At 53.6% G+C, this 22,366-nt stretch carries 18 protein-coding genes, 1 tRNA gene and 1 pseudogene; 9 read left to right on the forward strand and 11 right to left on the reverse strand.

Annotation, left to right across the window (positions count from 1 at the left end):
* Positions 1-65 precede the first annotated feature (65 nt).
* The 5 genes from serS to lrp all read right to left on the reverse strand — a co-directional run bounded on the left by serS (position 66) and on the right by lrp (position 8,094).
* A complete protein-coding gene (gene serS / locus FDX11_RS06235) occupies positions 66-1,358 on the reverse strand; it encodes a serine--tRNA ligase (RefSeq protein ID WP_003836908.1) in 1,293 nt (430 codons plus the stop codon).
* A gap of 91 nt (positions 1,359-1,449) precedes the next feature.
* Positions 1,450-2,793, reverse strand: coding sequence for a replication-associated recombination protein RarA (rarA, locus tag FDX11_RS06240; protein WP_042309488.1), 1,344 nt, complete (start codon positions 2,791-2,793; stop codon positions 1,450-1,452).
* Positions 2,794-2,803: 10 nt separating this feature from the next.
* Positions 2,804-3,415: an outer membrane lipoprotein chaperone LolA gene (lolA, locus tag FDX11_RS06245; RefSeq protein ID WP_042309490.1), complete on the reverse strand. Its 612-nt coding sequence runs from the start codon at positions 3,413-3,415 to the stop codon at positions 2,804-2,806.
* A 111-nt stretch (positions 3,416-3,526) separates the two neighbouring features.
* Positions 3,527-7,465, reverse strand: a complete 3,939-nt coding sequence (ftsK, locus tag FDX11_RS06250; RefSeq protein WP_137397639.1) for a DNA translocase FtsK — start codon at positions 7,463-7,465, stop codon at positions 3,527-3,529.
* Between the two features lie 134 nt (positions 7,466-7,599).
* Complete coding sequence (gene lrp / locus FDX11_RS06255; protein ID WP_002439523.1) at positions 7,600-8,094, reverse strand: leucine-responsive transcriptional regulator Lrp; 495 nt, start codon at positions 8,092-8,094, stop codon at positions 7,600-7,602.
* A 547-nt stretch (positions 8,095-8,641) separates the two neighbouring features.
* On the opposite strand from lrp, the gene trxB reads away from it, so the two are divergent.
* The 6 genes and pseudogenes from trxB to infA all read left to right on the forward strand — a co-directional run bounded on the left by trxB (position 8,642) and on the right by infA (position 14,466).
* Positions 8,642-9,610 carry a thioredoxin-disulfide reductase gene (trxB, locus tag FDX11_RS06260; RefSeq protein WP_003831889.1) on the forward strand — a complete coding sequence of 323 codons (969 nt, stop codon included), beginning with the start codon at positions 8,642-8,644 and terminating at the stop codon, positions 9,608-9,610.
* Between the two features lie 114 nt (positions 9,611-9,724).
* Positions 9,725-11,491 carry a cysteine/glutathione ABC transporter permease/ATP-binding protein CydD gene (cydD, locus tag FDX11_RS06265; protein WP_042309494.1) on the forward strand — a complete coding sequence of 589 codons (1,767 nt, stop codon included), beginning with the start codon at positions 9,725-9,727 and terminating at the stop codon, positions 11,489-11,491.
* The gene (gene cydC / locus FDX11_RS06270) at positions 11,492-13,213 is read left to right on the forward strand and encodes a cysteine/glutathione ABC transporter ATP-binding protein/permease CydC (RefSeq protein ID WP_137397640.1); all 1,722 of its coding nucleotides are present in this window, start codon (positions 11,492-11,494) and stop codon (positions 13,211-13,213) included. It abuts the gene before it with no gap.
* A 44-nt stretch (positions 13,214-13,257) separates the two neighbouring features.
* Entirely contained in the window at positions 13,258-13,962 is a 705-nt protein-coding gene (gene aat, locus FDX11_RS06275) for a leucyl/phenylalanyl-tRNA--protein transferase (RefSeq protein WP_042309498.1), read from the forward strand.
* Positions 13,963-14,320, forward strand: a pseudogene (locus tag FDX11_RS06280) (hypothetical protein).
* A complete protein-coding gene (gene infA / locus FDX11_RS06285) occupies positions 14,248-14,466 on the forward strand; it encodes a translation initiation factor IF-1 (protein WP_002211347.1) in 219 nt (72 codons plus the stop codon). The pseudogene FDX11_RS06280 and the gene infA overlap by 73 nt, the downstream one beginning before the upstream one ends.
* A 79-nt stretch (positions 14,467-14,545) precedes the next feature.
* Here infA and FDX11_RS06290 read toward each other — a convergent pair whose 3' ends face one another.
* Positions 14,546-15,457, reverse strand: a complete 912-nt coding sequence (locus tag FDX11_RS06290; protein ID WP_137366278.1) for a LysR family transcriptional regulator — start codon at positions 15,455-15,457, stop codon at positions 14,546-14,548.
* A 108-nt stretch (positions 15,458-15,565) separates the two neighbouring features.
* On the opposite strand from FDX11_RS06290, the gene FDX11_RS06295 reads away from it, so the two are divergent.
* The 3 genes from FDX11_RS06295 to FDX11_RS06305 all read left to right on the forward strand — a co-directional run bounded on the left by FDX11_RS06295 (position 15,566) and on the right by FDX11_RS06305 (position 17,357).
* Positions 15,566-16,426: a pirin family protein gene (locus FDX11_RS06295; RefSeq protein ID WP_042309501.1), complete on the forward strand. Its 861-nt coding sequence runs from the start codon at positions 15,566-15,568 to the stop codon at positions 16,424-16,426.
* Between the two features lie 16 nt (positions 16,427-16,442).
* Entirely contained in the window at positions 16,443-17,120 is a 678-nt protein-coding gene (locus FDX11_RS06300) for an isochorismatase family protein (protein WP_042309503.1), read from the forward strand.
* A 149-nt stretch (positions 17,121-17,269) separates the two neighbouring features.
* Positions 17,270-17,357: transfer RNA gene (locus FDX11_RS06305), tRNA-Ser, on the forward strand.
* A 323-nt stretch (positions 17,358-17,680) separates the two neighbouring features.
* Here the strand turns inward: FDX11_RS06305 and rlmC are convergent.
* From rlmC to potG, 5 genes are read right to left on the reverse strand one after another with little or no spacing between them, the layout of a single operon-like run.
* A complete protein-coding gene (gene rlmC / locus FDX11_RS06315) occupies positions 17,681-18,808 on the reverse strand; it encodes a 23S rRNA (uracil(747)-C(5))-methyltransferase RlmC (RefSeq protein ID WP_137397641.1) in 1,128 nt (375 codons plus the stop codon).
* A 41-nt stretch (positions 18,809-18,849) separates the two neighbouring features.
* Positions 18,850-19,338: a YbjO family protein gene (locus tag FDX11_RS06320; RefSeq protein ID WP_038639250.1), complete on the reverse strand. Its 489-nt coding sequence runs from the start codon at positions 19,336-19,338 to the stop codon at positions 18,850-18,852.
* 59 nt (positions 19,339-19,397) lie between these two features.
* Complete coding sequence (gene potI, locus FDX11_RS06325; protein WP_042309508.1) at positions 19,398-20,243, reverse strand: putrescine ABC transporter permease PotI; 846 nt, start codon at positions 20,241-20,243, stop codon at positions 19,398-19,400.
* Positions 20,240-21,193 (reverse strand): putrescine ABC transporter permease PotH, encoded by a 954-nt coding sequence (gene potH / locus FDX11_RS06330; RefSeq protein WP_137349289.1) that lies wholly within the window; start codon positions 21,191-21,193, stop codon positions 20,240-20,242. Before potH ends, potI begins: the two co-directional genes overlap by 4 nt.
* A gap of 9 nt (positions 21,194-21,202) precedes the next feature.
* Positions 21,203-22,336, reverse strand: coding sequence for a putrescine ABC transporter ATP-binding subunit PotG (potG, locus tag FDX11_RS06335; RefSeq protein ID WP_061381880.1), 1,134 nt, complete (start codon positions 22,334-22,336; stop codon positions 21,203-21,205).
* Between the last annotated feature and the right edge of the window lie 30 nt (positions 22,337-22,366).

The following is a 22,366-nucleotide window of genomic DNA, read 5'->3' on the forward strand; positions in this document are numbered from 1 at the left end:
TGTCCGACGTCAAACGGGCATAAAAAAAGCGCCCTAAGGCGCTTTTTCGCATAGAAAAGGTAGCTTTAGCCGATGAATTCCAGGCCATTCATGTACGGACGTAATACTTCCGGAACCTGAATGCGGCCATCTGCCTGCTGATAGTTTTCCATTACCGCCACCAGCGTACGTCCAACTGCCAGACCGGAACCGTTCAGCGTATGCACCAGACGGGTCTTTTTGTCGGATTTGCTGCGGCAACGCGCTTGCATGCGACGGGCCTGGAAATCCCACACGTTGGAGCAGGAAGAGATTTCGCGATAGGTATTCTGCGCTGGGATCCACACTTCAAGATCGTAGGTTTTGCATGCGCCGAAGCCCATGTCGCCGGTGCACAGAATGATCTTACGGTAAGGCAGACCCAGAAGCTGAAGAACCTTCTCGGCGTGGCCAGTCATCTCTTCCAGCGCGTCCATTGAATCTTCCGGACGAACAATCTGCACCATCTCAACTTTATCGAACTGGTGCATACGGATCAGACCGCGGGTATCACGACCGTAAGAGCCAGCTTCAGAACGGAAGCACGGCGTATGCGCAGTCATTTTGATCGGTAGCGCATCTTCGTCAATGATTTCGTCACGCACCAGGTTGGTCAGCGGAACTTCGGCCGTTGGGATCAGCGCGTAGTTACTGCTGTCAGCTTCTTCGTCCAGCGGACGGGTATGGAACAGATCGCCAGCGAATTTCGGCAGTTGGCCTGTACCGTACAGCGTGTCATGGTTAACCAGATACGGAACATAGTTTTCACTGTAACCATGCTGTTCGGTATGCAGATCCAGCATGAACTGAGACAGCGCACGATGCATACGTGCGATCTGCCCCTTCATGACCACGAAACGAGAGCCGGTCAGCTTCACCGCAGCGGCGAAATCAAGACCCGTGTGCATTTCACCCAGGGTAACGTGATCGCGAACTTCGAAATCAAACTCACGCGGTGTACCCCAGCGGCTGACTTCGACGTTGTCATTTTCATCTTTACCCACCGGAACTTCATCCGCTGGCAGGTTCGGAATGGTCAGCGCAATGTCGCGGATCTCGGCCTGTAAGGTATCAAGTTCAGCTTTCGCGGCATCCAGCTCTTCGCCCAGTTTGTTCACTTCCAGACGTAAAGACTCGATATCTTCCCCGCGCGCTTTTGCCTGGCCAATGGATTTCGATCGAGAGTTACGCTCTGCCTGCAGGTTTTCAGTTTGTACCTGCAGAACTTTACGACGCTCTTCAAGAGCGCGCAGCTTATCTACATCCAGCTTAAAGCCCCGGCTTGCCAGTTTTTCTGCGACTGCGTCTGGCTCATTACGCAGCAGATTGGGATCGAGCATGCTTATCCTGTGCTTATCGAATTAAAATGGGAAAAGTGACCACAGCCTGCGGTCACAGGGATACAGAGACAACATTACCGCAACGATAACACTAACGGTAGCGTTTTATAGGGCTATTTTGATCCTGTCCGGCGAGCCAGGCGAGCTTTTCACCAATCTTGCCTTCAAGACCTCTGTTTGTGGGGCGATAATAGCGCGTTTGTGCCATTTCCTGGGGGAAGTACTCTTCTCCGGCGGCATAGGCATTTGGTTCATCATGCGCGTAACGATACTCCTGACCGTAGCCCATCTCTTTCATCAGTTTAGTCGGTGCATTACGCAGGTGAACGGGAACGTCATAATCCGGACGTTCGCGAGCATCGGCCAGTGCCGCCTTAAAGGCGGTGTAAACCGCGTTACTTTTCGGCGCACAGGCCAGATAAACAATCGCCTGAGCAATTGCCCGTTCGCCTTCTGCGGGTCCCACGCGAGTGAAACAATCCCACGCGGAAATCGCCACCTGCATAGCGCGCGGATCTGCGTTGCCCACATCTTCAGAGGCAATCGCAAGGCAGCGACGGGCAACGTACAACGGATCGCCGCCAGCGGTAATGATTCGCGCATACCAGTAGAGCGCCGCATCCGGCGCGCTACCACGTACCGACTTGTGTAAGGCGGAGATGAGATCGTAAAAACGATCGCCTTTATTATCAAAGCGCGCGCTGCGTTCACCGGCAATTTCGGTAAGCAATTCCGCTTTCAATACGCGCTTGCCGGAATCATTAACTTCGGCCATATCGGCCATCATTTCCAGCGTATTCAGCGCCCGCCGTGCATCACCATTAACCAGTTCAGCAATCGCCCGACGAGTCTCTTGTGGCAGAACAATATCCTGCCCACCGTAACCCCGCGCTTTATCAGCCATCGCCTGATCCAGTACTTGTTCAATATCGTCGGTGGTTAACGATTTCAGCAAATAAACGCGTGCCCGCGACAGCAGTGCCGAATTCAGTTCAAACGAGGGGTTTTCGGTGGTAGCGCCAATAAACGTAATTGTACCGTCTTCAATATGCGGTAAAAACGCATCCTGCTGGCTTTTATTAAAGCGATGGACTTCGTCCACAAACAATATTGTGCGTCGGCCAGCGTTACGGTTCTGACGCGCACGCTCAATCGCTTCACGAATTTCTTTCACACCAGAGGTGACAGCCGAAATTCGTTCAACATCGGCATTAGCGTAACGGGCAATGACTTCGGCAAGGGTGGTCTTACCCGTTCCCGGTGGCCCCCATAAAATCATGGAGTGCAGGTGCCCGGCCTCGATGGCACGCGGCAAAGGCTTACCCGTAGCCAGCAGATGCTGCTGGCCGATATACTGCGCTAAATTTTCTGGCCGCATACGCGCGGCCAGTGGCTGAAAAGTATTATCAGAAAAGTCGAGCGACAGATTGCTCACTCACACGCCTCTACTTACGTTGATCGTCAACCGTTACACCTTGCGGCGGGGTAAAGGTGAATTTCGATGGTTCAATCGCGCCATTCTGCTGCGATTTCAGCTGATAACTGCTGCGCTGATCGTCTTGCTCAACGGCGCTAAACTGATGGATCGTCCCGTCGCGCCCAACATTGATCGTAAACTGTTTCAGGTTACCGTTGCTGGTTTTCGGCGTCAGCACGAAATCATCGCCGTTTTGCTTAATGTTATACTGCTGCCAGTCGCTGGCCTGGTTACGTGCAATCAGCATGAATGGCGTGTTGCCGGTGGCGTCTTTCAGCCAGGTCGCAGTAGCTTGTTCAACAAACGGGTTAAAGAACCACAGCGTTTTACCATCGGAGACCAGGATGCTCTCGTCAGGCTGCGTCATGTGCCAGTTAAACAGATTAGGACGTTTAACCCATAAATCACCCTGCCCCTCCTGCACTGCCGCACCGCTACCGTCCGTAACCTTCTGCGTAAAGCTGGCATGGAAGCTACTGACTTTATCCAGGCGGCTTTTCAGGTCGCTGGCAGCGTCAGCCCAGACGCTGCTGACTGCAAAGCTCGACAGTAATGCACAGGTGATTGCGATTCTTTTCATCGTTATTCCTCAAAATACGTCACTCCCAACGGGGAGATCCCTCTGCTATCCATTTCAGGCCAAAAATCAGCATGAGGAAAGTAGAAAATACTGAATTACTTAACTTTGCAATCAATCGAAGGGCGGCGGAGCCAACACTTCACGATTACCATTATGCCCTTGCTCACTGACAATTCCCTGCGCTTCCATTTGTTCGATGATGCGTGCCGCTCGGTTGTAGCCGATACGGAATTGTCGTTGAACACCGGAGATGGAAGCTTTGCGTTTTTGGGTAACAAAGTTCACCGCCTGATCGAACAACGGATCTAACTCTTCGCCACCATCAAAGCCGCCAGCACCACCTTCGCTTTCGCTATCAGAGGTAATACCGTCAACATATTGCGGACGCCCGCGCGCCTTCCAGTCCTGAACCACGGCGTGAACTTCTTCATCACGCACAAAGGCGCCGTGTACACGCACAGGAATCGTCGAGTTCGGTGCCGAATAGAGCATGTCGCCCATACCCAACAGCGATTCCGCGCCGCCCTGGTCAAGAATAGTACGCGAGTCAATTTTGCTGGACACGGTAAAGGCAATACGCGTCGGGATGTTCGCTTTAATCAGACCGGTAATGACGTCAACGGATGGTCGCTGGGTTGCCAGCACCAGATGGATCCCCGCCGCACGCGCTTTTTGCGCCAGACGAGCAATCAGTTCTTCCACCTTTTTGCCAACGGTCATCATCAGGTCGGCGAATTCATCCACCAGCACCACGATATACGGCAGTTTTTCCAGCACCGGATGCTGAACATCCATGCTGTCGCCTGGCTTCCAGTATGGGTCCGGAATCGGACGTCCCATACGGGCTGCTTCAGCGATTTTCTCGTTATAACCGGCAAGGTTACGTACGCCAAGCGCCGACATCAACTTGTAGCGACGTTCCATTTCATTGACGCTCCATCGCAGCGCGTTGGCAGCATCTTTCATGTCGGTCACAACTTCAGTCAACAGATGCGGAATGCCTTCATAAACCGACAGCTCCAGCATTTTCGGGTCAATCATGATAAAGCGAACGTCTTCTGGCTGCGCCTTGTACAGCATGCTGAGGATCATGGCGTTCACCCCAACCGACTTACCGGAACCAGTAGTCCCTGCCACCAACAGGTGCGGCATTTTCGCCAGATCGGCAACAACCGGTTCGCCCGCAATATCTTTACCCAATACCACAGTCAACGGAGACGAGTTATCACGGAATTTCGTGTTATCTAACACTTCGCGCAGATAAACGGTTTGCCGTTTTTTATTCGGTAATTCCAGACCGACATACGGTTTGCCAGGAATAACCTCGACCACGCGAACCGCAGCGGTTGACAACGAACGCGCCAGATCTCGCGACAGGTTGGAAATGCGCGCGGCTTTAACCCCTGGCGCCAGGTTTAGCTCAAAGCGGGTGATAACCGGGCCTGGAGAGTAGTTCACTACATCGGCTTTAATACGGAAGTCCGCCAGACGCGCTTCTACCAGACGCGCCATTTGTTCAAGTGCAAAAGTATCAATCGGCTCAACTTCACTCGGCGGCGGCGTGAGCAGATCTAACGATGGCAGCGGCGTACTCGGACGCTGAACCGGACGACTGTCGCCGTTACGCATCAACAGTGGATGGATCAGGCTATCCTGCGGCGGCGGTGTAACAGGCTGTGTCGGCTGCTGGTAATGTTGCTGCGGCGCAACAGGCTGTGCCGGCTGCTGGTAATGCTGCTGCGGTGCGACAGGCTGTGCCGACTGCTGATAATGCTGCTGCGGCGCGACAGGCTGTGCCGGCTGCTGGTAATGCTGCTGCGGCGCGACAGGTTCCTGGTACTGCGGCGCAGGCTCCGGCATCACGCCTGGCGTAAACAGCGGCTCATGCGGACCGTCATCCACCAGCGTTTTCATTGGCGAAAATTCAAAGTCATCAAGCGAGAACGGATTGGCCCCGGCAGGCTGTTCGCCGGAATAGCGCTGCTGCTGGGAAGAGGCAAACTGGCGAGCCAGTTCCGCTTCTGCGGCTGAATCTTCGTCATCAGCCTGGTGGGTATCGTCCTGATACTCTTCGCCATAACGATGCTGCTGAGACTGGGCAAACTGACGTGCCAGCTCGTCCTGCTGCATTGCATCCATTTCATCGTCACTGTACGCATTTGTATCAAGCTGCTCTTCGCGAGCTTTCTCTTCAGCCATACGCTGTGAGGGCAGTTTTATGCCATATGAAGCCAGCTCACGACGAGTAGGCACACGCACACGATTCGGACGCGGTAACTGCGGGCCAATGCCTTCTTTTACCTGCGGACGCGGCGCACCGCCACCCGCAAGGCTAAAGACAGGTGCTGCGGCTGCGGCACCTGCCCCCAAAGCGGCGCTTTTCACGCCGGCAGCCATCGGCGCAACGGCAGCAACAGACTCAACGGGCGGAATGGAGGCTGCCGTCGGCATAGATGGCATAGACGGCTTAACACGCTCAGGCTCCTGAACGGGTTCTGGAATAGGCTGATACCAGGCGGCCAACTGCTCACGCTCGCGCGCTCGTTTCTCTTCGACTTCTTCAAAATAGTAGAGCGGCGGACGAGACGGTTTCGTCTCCTCAACGACTGGCTCAGGTTCCACCACGGAAGGTTGTTCAACCACAGGTTGCTGGAACGCAGAAGGCTGTTGGAAGTCTGGCTCCTGCTGATAGACAGGTTGCGGCACAGGCTCCGGGTGATAAACAGGTTCCGGCTGCCAGTTTTGCTGCGCAGTGAATTCCTGCGGCTGCGGCGCGACGGATTGCGCATATACCGGCTCAGGCGTCTGTGGCGCGTAATATTCCGGCTGTGGATTTTCCTGTGCAACCGGCTGTTGCCATGGCTCATACGGCTGCTGCACCGCAGGCTGAGCATATTCGGCTGGCTGCGGATAACCTTCAGGCGCTGGCGCAATCACCGCCTCACCGGCTTGCGGGCCAGGCGCGGATTGCCAGGCAACGGCTGGCGTCGACTGTTCCATAACGGTGCTGGTAACTGGCGACGTTTGCAACAGCGGGTCGACCGGCGCGCTCCAGGCCTGAGATGCCGTTGTGGCTGCTGCGGCGGCGGCTACTGGCTCTGTCACCGAATGACCGTTCAGCAGTGGATCGAGTTCGTCGTATTCAGGCAATGTTGCCCGATTACCAGAGAACAGCACATCGTTCGGATCGGCGGCCACGCCACGGGCGCTGTATTCGATGTCGTCTTCATCATCCATGCGTTTGCCGGAGAACAGCGCAGCATCAGTATGACGGCCCAGCGGATTGGTAAATTTCTCAGCCAGGCGTTTACGGCGCGCTAACGCACCGCGCAGAATTCGAGCCCGACGCGATTCGTTTGGTTTGCCATCAGCGGCGTCGACAAACTCTTCTTCATCTTCATATTCTTCGTCATCGACCCAGGTATCGTCGCGGCGGGTACGGTTGCTGGCAAATGTCAGGATATTAAGTAACCAGCCGCCCAGTTTTTCAGCAATGCTCACCCATGACCAGCCGGTAAACAGCGTTAATCCCGCAGCCCAGATGCACAAAAGCGTAAGTGTACCGCCACTACTATGCAGTAATGGCTGTAGCGTAGTGCTGAGCAGGCTGCCAATCACCCCGCCAGAAGCGAAATACCAGATGTCATCGGCGTTAATGGCGGCCAGCCCGCAAGAAGTGAGGATCAGCGCCAGAACGCCAATAATGCGCAGTGAAACGGCAAAATAATCGACGTATTCGTCGCTGGCCTGATGTCGCCAGGCAAACCAGCAGCCGCCGACAATAATGACCGGAATGGTGTAGGCCATGACGCCAAAAATAAAGAACAGCGTGTCCGCCAGCCATGCACCGGGAATGCCTCCCAGGTTATGGATCGGTTCATGCCATGCAGTTTGCGACCAACTGGGATCCGAAGGGTTAAAGCTGAGTAAGGCAGCCATCAACCAGACGGCAAAAAGGGCAATAAGGATCAGTAGCGCTTCCAGAAGTCGGCGCCCGCTGCTTAACTTCGTCAATGTGACGTCTTTGTCTTCAGTGTATTCCTGGCTCAAAAACGGCTCTCCAGGTTTCAGGCTTTTCCTGCCCGATGCTAAAACGGACAACAGCACCGGGTTGCCCCGGCACTGTTGCTGTATGGATTAACAGGAGTGTAATCAAACTGCGTCGATTTTGCACCTGTTCCGTGTTAGCGCGTCTTAATTACCAGACGATTGCTCTGTTTGACTTCTTCCATTACTACATAAGTACGTGTGTCATTCACGCCAGGCAGACGCAGCAGGGTTTCCCCCAGCAACTTACGGTATGCTGACATATCCGGTACGCGTGTTTTCAGCAAATAGTCGAAATCACCGGAAACCAAATGACACTCTTGAATTTCTTCAAGTTTTTGTACTGCAGAGTTAAATTGTTCAAACACATCCGGGGCGCCACGATTCAGAGTTATCTCAACAAAAACCAGAAGTGATGCATCCAGATAATGTGGGTTTAACAGCGCTGTATAGCCCTGAATGAAACCCTGTCTTTCCAACCGACGCACACGCTCAAGGCAGGGCGTTGGTGAAAGTCCCACACGTTTAGAAAGCTCGACGTTAGAAATACGCCCATCCTTTTGCAGCTCATTAAGAATGTTACGATCGATACGGTCGAGATCTTTGCCAGGGCGCTTCTTACTATCTACCATTATTATTGTCTCTCTGTATTCCTTCCCTACTCCTGCCTGACTCTACTAACATCACTGTTCAGAGTCGCTCCCCATCAAAATAAACCGCAACCCAGAGGGATTTACGGCTCGCAATGTCTGGGTTTATGGTGAGAAGACCGTTGCCTGTCGGCGGCTATCGACATCACGAATGGCATCTGTCCACACCATGCGTAGATTTCGCTAACACGGTAAACATGGTATCTACATGCATGATTATGCAGCACATACATGACACAGTTTTTTTCTTCCTTGAATGTTTTCGCAAAACAGCAGGGGATTGTCAAAGCAAAACATCGATTTTTAGTACAACATGCCAGTTATTCAGTCGCAGTGATGGAAATTCGTCATTTTATCACCTTATAACTGACCGATTTTAAGTAGAAATCGTTATAGTATTACGACTAAATCTGCCGTTCATCGGTTTCTGCTATTACACATATTGTTAACAAAATCGCCATACTCTTTTTTTACGCCTGTAAATTCCCTACAATCCTGCTCATTGCCTGCCAACAACTATGGGGATCTCATGGGCGCAACCAAACACAGTAAACTTCTTATTCTGGGCTCAGGCCCTGCGGGATATACCGCTGCGGTCTACGCTGCACGCGCTAACCTGCAACCGGTACTGATTACCGGTATGGAAAAAGGTGGTCAGCTGACCACAACAACAGAAGTGGAAAACTGGCCTGGCGATCCGCACGATCTTACTGGCCCGCTGCTGATGGAGCGTATGCACGAACATGCGACCAAATTTGAGACAGAAATCATTTTTGATCACATTAGCAAAGTTGATTTGCAAAACCGCCCTTTCCGTCTGACCGGCGACAGCGGTGAATACACCTGCGACGCATTGATCATCGCCACCGGCGCGTCAGCCCGTTACCTGGGCTTACCTTCAGAGGAAGCATTTAAAGGCCGCGGCGTTTCCGCTTGTGCCACCTGCGACGGTTTCTTCTACCGTAACCAAAAAGTTGCGGTGATCGGCGGCGGTAATACCGCTGTTGAAGAAGCGTTGTATCTGGCGAATATCGCGTCTGAAGTACATTTGATTCACCGTCGCGACAGCTTCCGTGCTGAGAAAATTCTTATCAAGCGTTTGATGGATAAAGTGGAAAACGGCAACATCGTGCTGCATACGCACCGTACGCTGGAAGAAGTGACTGGCGATCAAATGGGCGTAACCGGATTGCGCCTGCGCGATACACAAAATACTGACAACGTCGAATCACTTGACGTTGCGGGATTGTTTGTCGCCATCGGTCACAGCCCGAATACCGCCATTTTCGACGGTCAGCTCGAACTGGAAAACGGCTACATCAAAGTTCAGTCCGGTATTCACGGCAATGCGACGCAAACCAGCATTCCAGGCGTCTTCGCTGCCGGCGACGTGATGGACCATATTTATCGCCAGGCGATCACTTCTGCGGGCACGGGTTGTATGGCTGCGCTTGATGCAGAACGTTATCTCGACGGTCTGGCAGACGCTTGCAAATAAGTTTTACAAATCAGTAACAAAAGTAAAAAAGGCGACTATAAGTCGCCTTTATTTTTGCCTCGTTGTAACATTGTCCTGCCCAAAAATTCCAATAACTCACCTGCTAAGCGTGCAATGAATAAAACCCGTCAAAAAGAGCTGACCCGCTGGTTAAAACAGCAAAGTGTAATTTCCCAACGATGGCTGAATATTTCACGCCTGCTGGGATTCGTGAGCGGCCTGTTAATTGTCGCTCAGGCCTGGCTCATGGCCCGAATTCTGGACCATATGATCATGGGCAACATCCCCCGAGAGGCGCTGCTGCTCCCTTTCATCGTGCTGATTTTGGTTTTCATCCTGCGCGCATGGGTTGTCTGGTTACGCGAACGCGTCGGGTTTCACGCCGGGCAACATATTCGCTTTGAGATTCGTCGCCAGGTTCTGGATCGCCTGCAACAGGCGGGTCCGGCCTGGATACAGGGTAAACCAGCCGGGAGCTGGGCTACGCTGATCCTCGAGCAGATTGACGATATGCATGATTACTATGCGCGTTATTTGCCGCAAATGGCGCTGGCCGTATGCGTTCCCCTGTTGATTGTGGCGGCCGTATTTCCGTCAAACTGGGTAGCCGCGCTTATTCTGCTCGGAACAGCCCCGCTGATCCCGTTGTTTATGGCGATGGTCGGTATGGGCGCAGCCGACGCTAACCGCCGCAATTTTCAGGCGCTTGCCCGCCTCAGCGGTCATTTCCTCGATCGCCTGCGGGGTATGGAAACGCTGAGAATATTTGGTCGCGGTGAAGCCGAAACAGAAAGTATTCGCGCAGCATCACAGGATTTCCGCCAGCGCACCATGGAAGTCCTGCGCCTGGCATTCCTGTCATCTGGCGTCCTTGAGTTCTTTACGTCGCTGTCTATTGCGCTGGTTGCGGTTTACTTCGGTTTTTCCTACCTCGGCGAGCTCGACTTCGGTCACTACGGCATGGGCGTCACGCTGGCGTCTGGTTTCCTGGCGCTCATTCTGGCACCGGAGTTTTTCCAACCCCTGCGCGATCTTGGGACGTTTTATCACGCCAAAGCACAAGCCGTTGGAGCTGCAGACAGTCTGAAAACCTTTATGGAAACCCCGCTGGCGCACCCTGAGCGTGGTGAGATTGAGCTGGCGACGAAAGATGCCGTTTCAATTGAGGCGCAAGATCTGGTCATCACCTCGCCGGAAGGCAAAGTGCTTGCGGGGCCGCTCAACTTTACCCTGGCAGCAGGTCAACGTACGGTGGTGGTGGGGCGTAGCGGCTCCGGAAAAAGTTCGTTGCTGAATGTTCTGTCCGGCTTTCTTTCTTATCAGGGGTCGCTGCGGATTAACGGTTTTGAACTACGCGACCTGTCGCCTGATTCCTGGCGCAAACAGCTGTCCTGGGTTGGGCAAAACCCGCAGCTCCCTGCCGCCACATTACGCGATAACGTACTGCTGGCACGGCCCGATGCCAGTGAAGAACAGCTTCAGGCCGCACTCGATAGTGCCTGGGTGAGCGAGTTTTTACCGCTGTTGCCGCAGGGCGTAGATACGCCAGTCGGCGATCAGGCGGCCCGACTTTCTGTTGGTCAAGCGCAGCGCGTGGCCGTGGCGCGCGCCTTACTTAATCCGTGTCAGTTGCTTCTGCTGGACGAACCCGCAGCCAGCCTTGATGCCCACAGTGAACAACGCGTGATGCAGGCATTGAACGCAGCATCGCGCCGCCAGACCACGCTGATGGTGACACACCAGCTTGAAGATCTTGCCGACTGGGACGCTATCTGGGTCATGCAGGACGGTCAGATCGTTGAACAAGGTAGCTGGGATGAACTTAGCGCTGCCAACGGAGCTTTTGCGACACTACTGGCTCATCGTCAGGAGGATATCTAAATGCGCGCTTTGCTACCCTATCTGACGCTGTACAAACGTCACAAATGGATGTTAACGCTGGGCATCGTTCTGGCGATCGTTACGCTGCTGGCAAGTATTGGCTTGCTGACGCTCTCAGGTTGGTTCCTGTCTGCTTCTGCGGTGGTGGGCGTCACCGGAATTTACAGTTTTAACTATATGCTCCCCGCAGCGGGCGTACGTGGTGCGGCAATCACCCGAACCGCAGGCCGTTATTTCGAGCGTTTGGTCAGCCACGACGCCACGTTCCGCGTGCTGCAACACCTGCGTATTTATACCTTTAGCAAGCTGCTACCGCTCTCCCCTGCTGGCCTGTCCCGCTATGGACAAGGTGAATTACTTAACCGCGTCGTGGCTGATGTCGACACGCTCGATCATCTTTATTTACGCGTTCTGTCTCCGCTGGTGGGCGCGTTTGTTGTCATCATGGTGGTCACGCTGGGACTGAGCGTTCTTGATTTCACGCTGGCGGTCACCCTCGGCGGCATTATGCTGCTGACCTTATTCATTCTGCCCCCACTCTTTTATCAGGCAGGCAAGAGTACCGGGCAAAGCCTGACGCACCTGCGTGGGCAATATCGCCAGCAGTTAACCTCCTGGCTGCAGGGCCAGGCTGAATTGACCATCTTCGGCGCCAGCGAACGCTACCGCGCTCAAATGGAAGCCACCGAATTGCAGTGGCATGAAGCGCAGCGACGTCAGTCCGAATTAACGGCACTGTCGCAGGCTATCATGCTGTTAATCGGCGCGCTGGCGGTGATTATGATGTTATGGATGGCCTCAGGCGGCGTGGGCGGCAACACTCAGCCAGGCGCGCTAATTGCGCTGTTCGTCTTCTGTGCGCTGGCTGCGTTTGAGGCATTAGCGCCTGTCACCGGCGCGTTTCAGCATCTCGGCCAGGTTATCGCCTCTGCATTACGCATCACCGAACTGACCGAACAGCAGCCAGAAGTCACCTTCCCGGATACCCAATCTCCGGTTTCTGAGCAGCTCACCCTTACCCTGCGTGAGGTTTCATTCAGCTATCCGGGGCAGACGCAAAAAGCACTCGACACCCTTTCCTTGCTGGCAAAACCCGGTGAGCACATCGCTATTTTGGGTCGCACCGGCTGCGGAAAATCAACATTGCTGCAATTGCTGACCCGCGCATGGGATCCGCAGAGTGGCGAAATCCTGATTAACGATCGACCGCTTTCAGCCCTGAATGAAGCCACGCTGCGTCAAATCATCAGCGTCGTGCCACAGCGCGTACATCTGTTCAGCGCTACGCTTCGCGATAACCTGCTGCTGGCAGCACCGCACGCCAGCGATGAAGCATTATCCGCGATCCTGTGCCGCGTCGGTCTGGACAAACTGCTTGATGGCGATGGACTCAATGCCTGGTTGGGTGAAGGTGGTCGTCAGCTTTCTGGCGGCGAACTCCGTCGTCTGGCTATCGCCCGCGCCTTGTTGCACGATGCTCCGCTGATGCTGCTGGACGAGCCTACCGAAGGGCTTGATGCCACAACGGAAAGCCAAATGCTTGAATTAATTGGCGATGTGATGCGGGACAAAACCGTCCTGATGGTCACACATCGTCTGCGCGGATTGTCGCGTTTTGATCAAATAATAGTGATGGACAACGGACAAATTATTGAGCAAGGTAATCACGCAGATCTGTTAGCCAGGCAGGGGCGTTATTACCAGTTTAAGCAACGTCTGTAAGCTATTATTGAACGATCAAACTCGCGTAGTGGAGTTTCGCTGTCATGCGCCTGGTGCAACTGTCCCGCCATTCTATAGCCTTCCCATCACCGGAAGGCGCTCTACGCGAGCCTAACGGTCTACTGGCGCTGGGTGGCGATCTTAGCCCTGCCCGCCTGTTGATGGCCTACCAGCGCGGTATTTTCCCGTGGTTTTCTCCCGGCGACCCTATTCTGTGGTGGTCACCCGATCCGCGCGCCATTCTTTGGCCTGAGAACTTTCACCTCAGTCGCAGCATGAAACGCTTTCATAAAAATTCGCCTTATCGTGTGACGCTCAACTACGCGTTCGGTCAGGTGATTGAAGGCTGTGCGAACGATCGAGAAGAAGGTACCTGGATCACACACGATGTCGTGGACGCTTACCATCGTCTGCACGAACTGGGACATGCGCATTCAATTGAAGTATGGCGACAGAATGAATTAGTCGGCGGCATGTACGGCGTGGCGCAAGGTACGCTGTTTTGTGGCGAATCAATGTTCAGTCGTCAGGAAAATGCGTCCAAGACTGCACTACTTGTTTTTTGCACGGAATTTATCCGTCAGGGAGGAAAATTAATCGACTGCCAGGTATTAAATAGCCACACAGCGTCCCTGGGCGCCATCGAAACCCCGCGGCGGGAGTACCTTGAGCAGCTGAGCATACTGCGTCAGCAGCGGCTACCGAGCCATTTCTGGATACCAAGAACGTTATTTTCGCCTCAGGGGTGAATGTTTTCGGCACATTTTTTGTCGGGGTGTTATAATTGTGCCGCAGAGTTGGTTTAGCCCATTACCCCGCCGCCGTTAAGGAACAGTTCGCGCCAGGCAACGCCTATCGTTTATCTCCTCGTTCCCTTACACGTTACGCTTTAAGTGCGGCTTTGCCGTGTGCGGTTAGAGTAATGCGCCAAACCCGATTTGCTGTGTTTTAAACGCACAAATCTTTACTTATTAAAAGAACTTCGGCATTATCTTGCCGGTTCAAATTACGGTAGTGATACCCCAGAGGATTAGATGGCCAAAGAAGACAATATTGAAATGCAGGGTACCGTTCTCGATACGTTACCTAATACCATGTTCCGCGTAGAGTTAGAAAACGGTCACGTGGTTACTGCACACATCTCCGGTAAAATGCGCAAAAACTATATCCGCATCCTGACGGGCGACAAAGTGACTGTTGAGCTGACCCCGTACGACCTGAGCAAAGGCCGCATTGTCTTCCGTAGTCGCTGATTGTTTTTAACGCCCGAATGGCGTCCAGATAATAAAAGGTCGGTTTAACCGGCCTTTTTTATAGGCTGAGGACAGGTATTTAATCCTCAATCATCCGCGCATATTCCTCTGTTAAGAAATCCACCAATGCGCGTACTGAGGGCAATAATCCCCGACGAGACGGAAAGACTGCGTGAATAATCTCCCGCTTAGGCTCCCAACCGTCGAGCAATGCCACCAGTTCACCCGCCGCTAATTGTTCTTTCACCATCAGTTGCGGCAGTTGTACAACCCCCACACCGGCAACCGCAGCTTCACGTAACGCCAGCATATCAGTGGTGATCATACGCGGCGTGAAATGCACCTCCGCCCGTGCGCCCTGTGGGCCAAATAACTCCCAGCGATGCACATGTTTACCCGATGCCAGACTCAGCCCCGGCCAACGGGTCAAATCCGCCGGAGAGTTGACCGCGCCCATTTGTTCAATTAATCGCGGGCTGGCATATAACCGGTGTCCCCTGTCTGCAAGTACCCGCATCACCAGGTCGCTATCCTCAAATGGACGAGGTCTGACGCGAATCGCCACATCCAGGCCTTCGCCTACCACATCAACGCGGCGGTTCGTCGCCTCAAGCTGCACGGAAACATCGGGATAACGGGCCATAAATCGGGCGAGCATTGGCCCAATATGCACATGCAACAACGTGACCGGACAAGTCAGTTTTACAACGCCGCGCGGCTCAACCTGTAAAGCCGCAATAGCATCCTGCGCCGCCTGCGCTTCCACCAGCATTGCCTTACAGTGTTCGTAAAATGTTTGTCCGACTTCAGTCACGTTAAACTGCCGGGTGGTTCGCTGAATAAGTCGAACCCCCAACCTCTCTTCAAGTTGCGCAATACGTCGGCTCAGTTTTGATTTCGGTTCATCAAGCGCACGTCCCGCCGCTGCGAATCCACCTTCCTCTACAACATGTACAAACCAAGCAAAATCATTGAGATCCGGCTTTGTCATTTTATTGTCCTATTTATGAGACAGTGAAGACCATTTTAGCGACTACTCAATTCGCTGTCATGAATATAAGCTTATTCACATCAAGACAACGCCACTGAGGAGACACAAATGAAACAAGTAACAGGCGTCTACACCGCACCTCGCCCACACTGGGTTGGCGATGGATTTCCGGTTCGCTCAATGTTCTCTTACCAGTCTCATGCAGAGCAGTTAAGTCCATTCCTGCTGCTGGATTACGCCGGTCCGCATACGTTCACACCGGGTAACGAAAAGCGCGGCGTCGGCGAACACCCTCACCGTGGTTTTGAAACGGTGACCATCGTTTACAGCGGCGAAGTTGAACACCGTGATTCAACTGGTCGCGGCGGCATTATCGGTCCCGGCGACGTGCAGTGGATGACCGCAGGTGCAGGAATATTACACGAAGAGTTCCATTCACCGGAATTTACCCGTCGGGGCGGCGAACTGGAAATGGTACAGCTGTGGGTTAACCTGCCGGCAAAAGACAAAATGGCCGCGCCGGGTTATCAGAGCATCACCAGCGATGTTATCCCCACGGTTGCTCTGCCTGATGAAACAGGAAGCGTTCGCGTTATTGCGGGTAGCTACGAGGAAACCAAAGGGCCTGCACATACCTTTTCGCCGCTGAACGTCTGGGATATGCGACTACAACGTAATCATCAGCTCACGTTGTCTCAGCCGGAAGGATGGAGCACCGCACTGGTGGTATTGAAAGGCAATATCACTGTAAACGGGACCACGCCAGCCAGCGAAGCGCAACTGGTGGTGCTAAGCCAGCAGGGGAAAACGCTGCACATTGAAGCCACCAGCGATGCCATCGTGCTGCTGCTGTCTGGCGAACCGTTGAACGAGCCGATTGTAGGTTACGGTCCGTTTGTTATGAACACGAAACAAGAAATCGCTGAAGCTGTACGCGATTTTAACTCCGGCCGTTTTGGCCAAATCTGAATCGAAGGAGAAGAATATGTCCAGTCCTGCAAACTTTAATGGCTCACGTCCGGTTATCGATGTGAATGATTCCGTCATGCTGCTTATCGATCATCAGAGTGGGCTTTTCCAGACCGTCGGCGATATGCCAATGCCTGAACTGCGTGCACGTGCCGCTGCGCTGGCTAAAATGGCGACCCTGGCGAAAATGCCGGTGATTACCACGGCATCCGTACCGCAGGGACCTAACGGCCCGTTGATCCCGGAGATCCACGCCAATGCACCGCATGCCCAATACGTAGCGCGTAAAGGTGAAATCAACGCCTGGGATAACGAAGACTTCGTGAACGCGGTAAAAGCAACGGGTCGTAAGACATTGATTATCGCCGGTACGATCACCAGTGTCTGCATGGCTTTCCCGGCCATCAGCGCAGTGGCTGAAGGTTACAAGGTCTTCGCGGTGATTGACGCGTCCGGTACCTACAGCAAGATGGCGCAGGAAATCACCCTGGCTCGCGTGGTTCAGGCTGGTGTCGTGCCGATGGATACCGCTGCAGTCGCTTCTGAAATACAGGGGACATGGAACCGTGAAGACGCCGCTGAGTGGGCGGAAGTGTATACCAAAGTCTTCCCGGCTTATCAGTTGCTGATCGAAAGCTACAGCAAAGCCCAGGAAGTTGTGACCAACGGCGAAAAACTGGACTCTCAGCGTTAATTATATCCTCCGCGCCGGTTCGGGCGGAGGAATATGTACACTGTGTAACCAAACAACAGTGAACACGTAAATTCTGCTTGACCGTTTTAGCGCAACTCCCTATAGTAGCGCCCCGTTGCCCCCCAAGCGGTCAGGCAGCAATACAATATGGTGAGGTGTCCGAGTGGCTGAAGGAGCACGCCTGGAAAGTGTGTATACGGCAACGTATCCGGGGTTCGAATCCCCGCCTCACCGCCATATTTTAAGAAGAGCTCGTACGCAAGTACGGGCTTTTTTTTTCGCATATTTCACAGCCTGGCGGGGATGAGAAGCCCGGACCGGGTTCGACTACTGGCGCAGCCAGTTGGACAGACTGAGAGCGCAGCGAACAGGCTGCCCGCAGGGCGAGCGAAGCGAGTCAATCCCCGCCTCACCGCCATATCTTAAGAAGAGCTCGTACGCAAGTACGGGCTTTTTTTTCGCATATTGCCTTTGCCGGATGCGGTGCAAGCACCTTATCCGGTCTACAAATGACGAACAGCCTGTAGGCCTGATAATCGAAGCGCCATCAGGCATAGCAGTTATTGTTTACAGAGCAGCGTTAACACTTCGTAATGCGCGGTGTGTGGGAACATATCGAAAAGCTGGACGCGTTCAATGCGGTACCCCGGCAACTGGTGAAAATCCTTCGCCATGGTTTGCGCATTGCAACTTGAATAGACAATAAAACGTGGCGCCATGCGGGAAAGAAAATCGCACAGCGGTTTGCCAATCCCACGACGCGGTGGGTTCACCAGCACCAGATCGGGTACTTCGTCCTGGGCGGTAGCAAACTGAGTCGAATCCAGCGCCTGAAAATACAGATTCTGCAACCCAAGCTCCTGCGCCGATTGTTTCGCACAGTTAATCGCCTCTGGCGCGATTTCAATACCTGTCAGTTTCATCTGCGGCGTGGCACAATGCAGACCAAAGCCCCCTACGCCGCAAAACAGATCCCACATATGAGTAACCGGAAGCTGACGCACCCAGTCGCGCGCGGTGGCATATAAATGCCCCGCCACCACTGGGTTGGTCTGGAAAAAGCTCTGCGGGCGTATCCACAACGGCACATTGTTAAAGCGTTCCGCCAGCGCCTGCTGCTCTGTCAGGAAGATTTCTGTCTCCCCTTCCATAATCGCCATATGCACCGGTTGAAAATTAACAGTGATCACTTTTAACTGTGGCAATTGTGCCTGCAACCACGGTAGCGCTGCACGCAACTGCGCCAGTTTGGCGTCTGAACGCAGGACAAAGCGCAGCATCATACCGCCATCAAACCGGCTTTCCGTTAACAGCAGATATTTCAGCTCTCCGCGTTTACGAGCCACGTTATAGGGCGTTAACCCCGCCCGGGCGATAAACGGTTTGAGCGCGGCAAATACGGGCGCAAAAGAGGCGGGATAGAGCGGACAATCACACAAATCTTCCGGCGTACCGTCACGATGCAGCATCCCAAGCAGTGGTTTTTCCACGCTGCCGCTGACCACCATTTTGGCTTTGTTGCGAAAAGCGCGTTCCGGGCCGCTGACCGGCGCGCACCATTCTCCGACCGAATAATCAGCCAGCAGATTCTGCAGATCGGCTGTTTTTGAGAGGAGTTGATCGGCGACAGGCTGTGTTATCCACTGACAGGAGCGGCAGCGCTCAGCGTCATATAGTGCGCACTGCATACAAAAACCTATAAATTAACAGGGGGCCAATATTATACACGTTATTGCAAACGGAAGAACCGCCGACTGGACGCGGGAACAAACAGTAGCAGCAACACCAGCATATCCGGCAACTTTTGCATCACCAGCGTACGCAGGATCTCACGTCTGGACTCTCCCGCAATGCTGAACAGTTCCGGATAACCATAGCCCAACGAGGCCGCCCACAGATAAACGCTGGCGATAATCTGGGTCAACAGATAGACCCAACGCGCCCAGTTACGTCCTTTTACCAGCGAAAATGCGCAGTAGATTTCGATAAACAGCAGCGCCAGGCTGCCCAGAAACACCAGCGTCAAATTCCAGGTCTGCACGCTGCGATGAATAAATTCGCTGGTGCCACGCAACCCTAGCGTATTAAAAATCATCAACAGATCGAGACAGCGGATCATGATAATAGCCAGCGCCGCCACCTGCACCAACGCAGGGACGTTTAAGCGAGCATGTGATGTGGATGATTTCTTAAAAAATCCCAACGCGTCGTCTTCCATGAAAACGGCGCAGCCACCACAGCTGCGCCGTATAGACAGGTTGGCAGATTTTAGTTTTTTCAGCCGCGTCTTGCACGTTGGATATCGCGAATCCGTTGTTTTTCTGTTCGCGCCATCAGATACCACGCGATAAATCCGATAATTCCTACCACGCCAAGAATCAGCGTCGCCAGCGCGTTGATCTCCGGGTTAACCCCCATACGTACGCTGGAGAATACCAGCATCGGTAATGTTGTGGCGCCAGGACCAGAGACAAAGCTGGCGATAACCAGATCATCAAGCGACAACGTGAAGGCCAGTAACCAGCCGGAGATCACCGCAGGCATAATCATCGGCAGCGTGATAACGAAAAAGACCTTCAGCGGCGTAGCGCCAAGATCCATCGCCGCTTCCTCAATGGAGTGATCCAGTTCGCGCAACCGTGAGGAAATCACCACCGCCACGTACGCCGTACAGAAGGTGACGTGCGCCAGCCAGATGGTCAACATACCGCGATCCGCAGGCCAGCCGATGGCGTGCGCCAGAGCTACAAACAGCAGCAGCAGCGACAAACCGGTAATGACATCCGGCATAACCAGCGGTGCGGTAATCATAAAAGCAAACCCATTCGATCCGCGAAAACGGCCAAAACGCACCATTACCACGGCGGCTATAGTGCCGAGGATTACCGCCATCGTCGCTGCACCCGCAGCAATCGTTAAACTCATGCCAACAGCGCTTATCATCGCGGTATCATGGAAAAGTTCACCATACCAACGCGTTGACCACCCCGCCCAGACCGTAACCAGCTTCGAGCTGTTAAACGAATAGATAACCAGCATCAGCATCGGCGCATACAGGAAGGTAAAGCCCAGCACCAGGATAAAAATACGCCACGGCGAGCGAACGACCGGTAAGTTATTCATCCGTGTTCCCCCATGCTTTTTTGCTGATATTTGTGGAACCACATGATTGGCACAATCAGTAACAGCAGCATAATAATGGCAACGGCAGACGCCACCGGCCAGTCGCGGTTATTGAAAAATTCCTGCCACAGCACGCGACCAATCATGATGCTATCCGGGCCGCCCAGCAGTTCCGGAATGACAAACTCACCCACAGCCGGGATAAACACCAACATCGATCCGGCGATAATCCCGCCTTTGGTCAATGGCACAATCACGCTAAAGAAGGTTTTCAACGGTCGGGCACCCAAATCCAGCGCCGCCTCTACCAGCGAATAATCAATACGCGTCAGCGCGGTGTAAATCGGCAGCACCATAAAGGGTAAATAGGCGTAAACAATCCCGATATAGACCGCCAGATTGGTGTGCAGAATCGTCAATGGTTGATCGATAACGCCCAGCCACATCAGAAAGTTATTCAGTACACCGTTATTTTTCAGGATCCCCATCCAGGCGTACACGCGAATCAAAAACGACGTCCAGGACGGCAGGATCACCAGCAACAACAGAATATTGCGTGTCGAGGGTTTACTGTGTGCGACAGCCCACGCCAGCGGATATCCCAACAGCAGACAACAGATCGTCGAAATCCCCGCCACCTGCAAAGATTGCAGGTAGGCATCAAAATAGAGCGGATCGTCCGTTAACTGCAGGAAGTTGGCTAAGTTGAGCGTGATGGATAGCTGATCGTCAGCCCATGAAACGAGGTCGGTATAGGGTGGAATAGCGCGCGCCATTTCAGCCAAACTGATTTTGAAGACGATCAGAAAAGGCAGCAGAAACAGGAGCAGCAGCCACACATACGGCAGCGCAATCACCAGCTTGCGCCCGTGTTTCATTTGCAGCCGCGACATAAACAGCGTGAATCGCCCTGCTTTATCCACGCGTGCCGGAGGTTCAAGTGTACTCATCTTCGCTCCTTAAACCGTCAACACCACACAACTGTCTGCATCCCAGCACAAACGGACCTCGTCACCCCAGGTGGGTAATCCCTTGCGATAACGATGTTCATTTTGTAGCTGAGCACTCAGCATCTGGCCGCTTTTCAAACGTACGTGATATACCGACAAATCGCCCAGATAGGCAATGTGCACCACTTCGCCTACCGCGAAGTTATAACCATCTGGCGGAGGAGCCTCACAGAGCATGATTTTTTCCGGGCGCAGCGCAACATACACCGGGACGTTATCGACAATAGACGCATCTGCATCTACTTTCAGCGGATGTACCAGTCCAGGAGACTCAATAATCAGACCATCTTCCTGGCGTTCTTTCAGTAGTCCTTCAAAGACGTTAACCGAACCGATAAACTCGGCGCTATAGCGCGTAGTCGGATGCTCGTAGATCTCTTCCGGTTCGCCGATCTGCACAAATTTGCCACGGTTCATGATCGCAATGCGCCCTGCCATCGTCATGGCTTCTTCCTGATCGTGCGTTACCATCACGCAGGTCACGCCGACGCGTTCAAGGATATCCGCCACTTCCAGTTGCATGCGGTCACGCAGCTTTTTGTCCAGCGCCCCCATGGGTTCATCAAGCAGCAGTAACTTCGGCCGTTTCGCCAGGCTACGCGCCAGGGCCACACGCTGACGCTGACCGCCAGAAAGCTGGTGCGGTTTGCGTTTGGCGAACTCCTGCATATGCACCAGGCCCAGCATCTCATTCACCCGGCTGGCGATTTCAGCCTTTGGCAGCTTGTCCTGCTTGAGGCCAAAGGCAATGTTCTGCTCAACCGTCATGTGCGGAAACAGGGCATAGGATTGAAACATCATATTGATCGGACGCAGATAAGGCGGGACGTGCGCTAAATCGACGCCATCAAGCATAATTTGCCCGGTTGTCGGCTGTTCAAATCCCGCTAACATGCGCAGCAGAGTCGATTTGCCACAGCCGGATGCGCCGAGCAGGGCAAATATTTCACCTTTGTAGATAGTAAGGTTGACGTCATCGACGGCGTGTTGGCCGTCAAACGACTTGGTCAGGTTGCGAATTTCAAGCAGCGGGGTCAGCGCCTTGCGGATTTTCGCGTGTGGGCGTGGGGTTGCATCATTCACTCAGGTGCTCTCCGGCATAAAACAAAGAAA

The organism is Citrobacter sp. wls714 (assembly GCF_005281025.1).
GTDB classification, from domain to species: domain Bacteria; phylum Pseudomonadota; class Gammaproteobacteria; order Enterobacterales; family Enterobacteriaceae; genus Citrobacter; species Citrobacter werkmanii.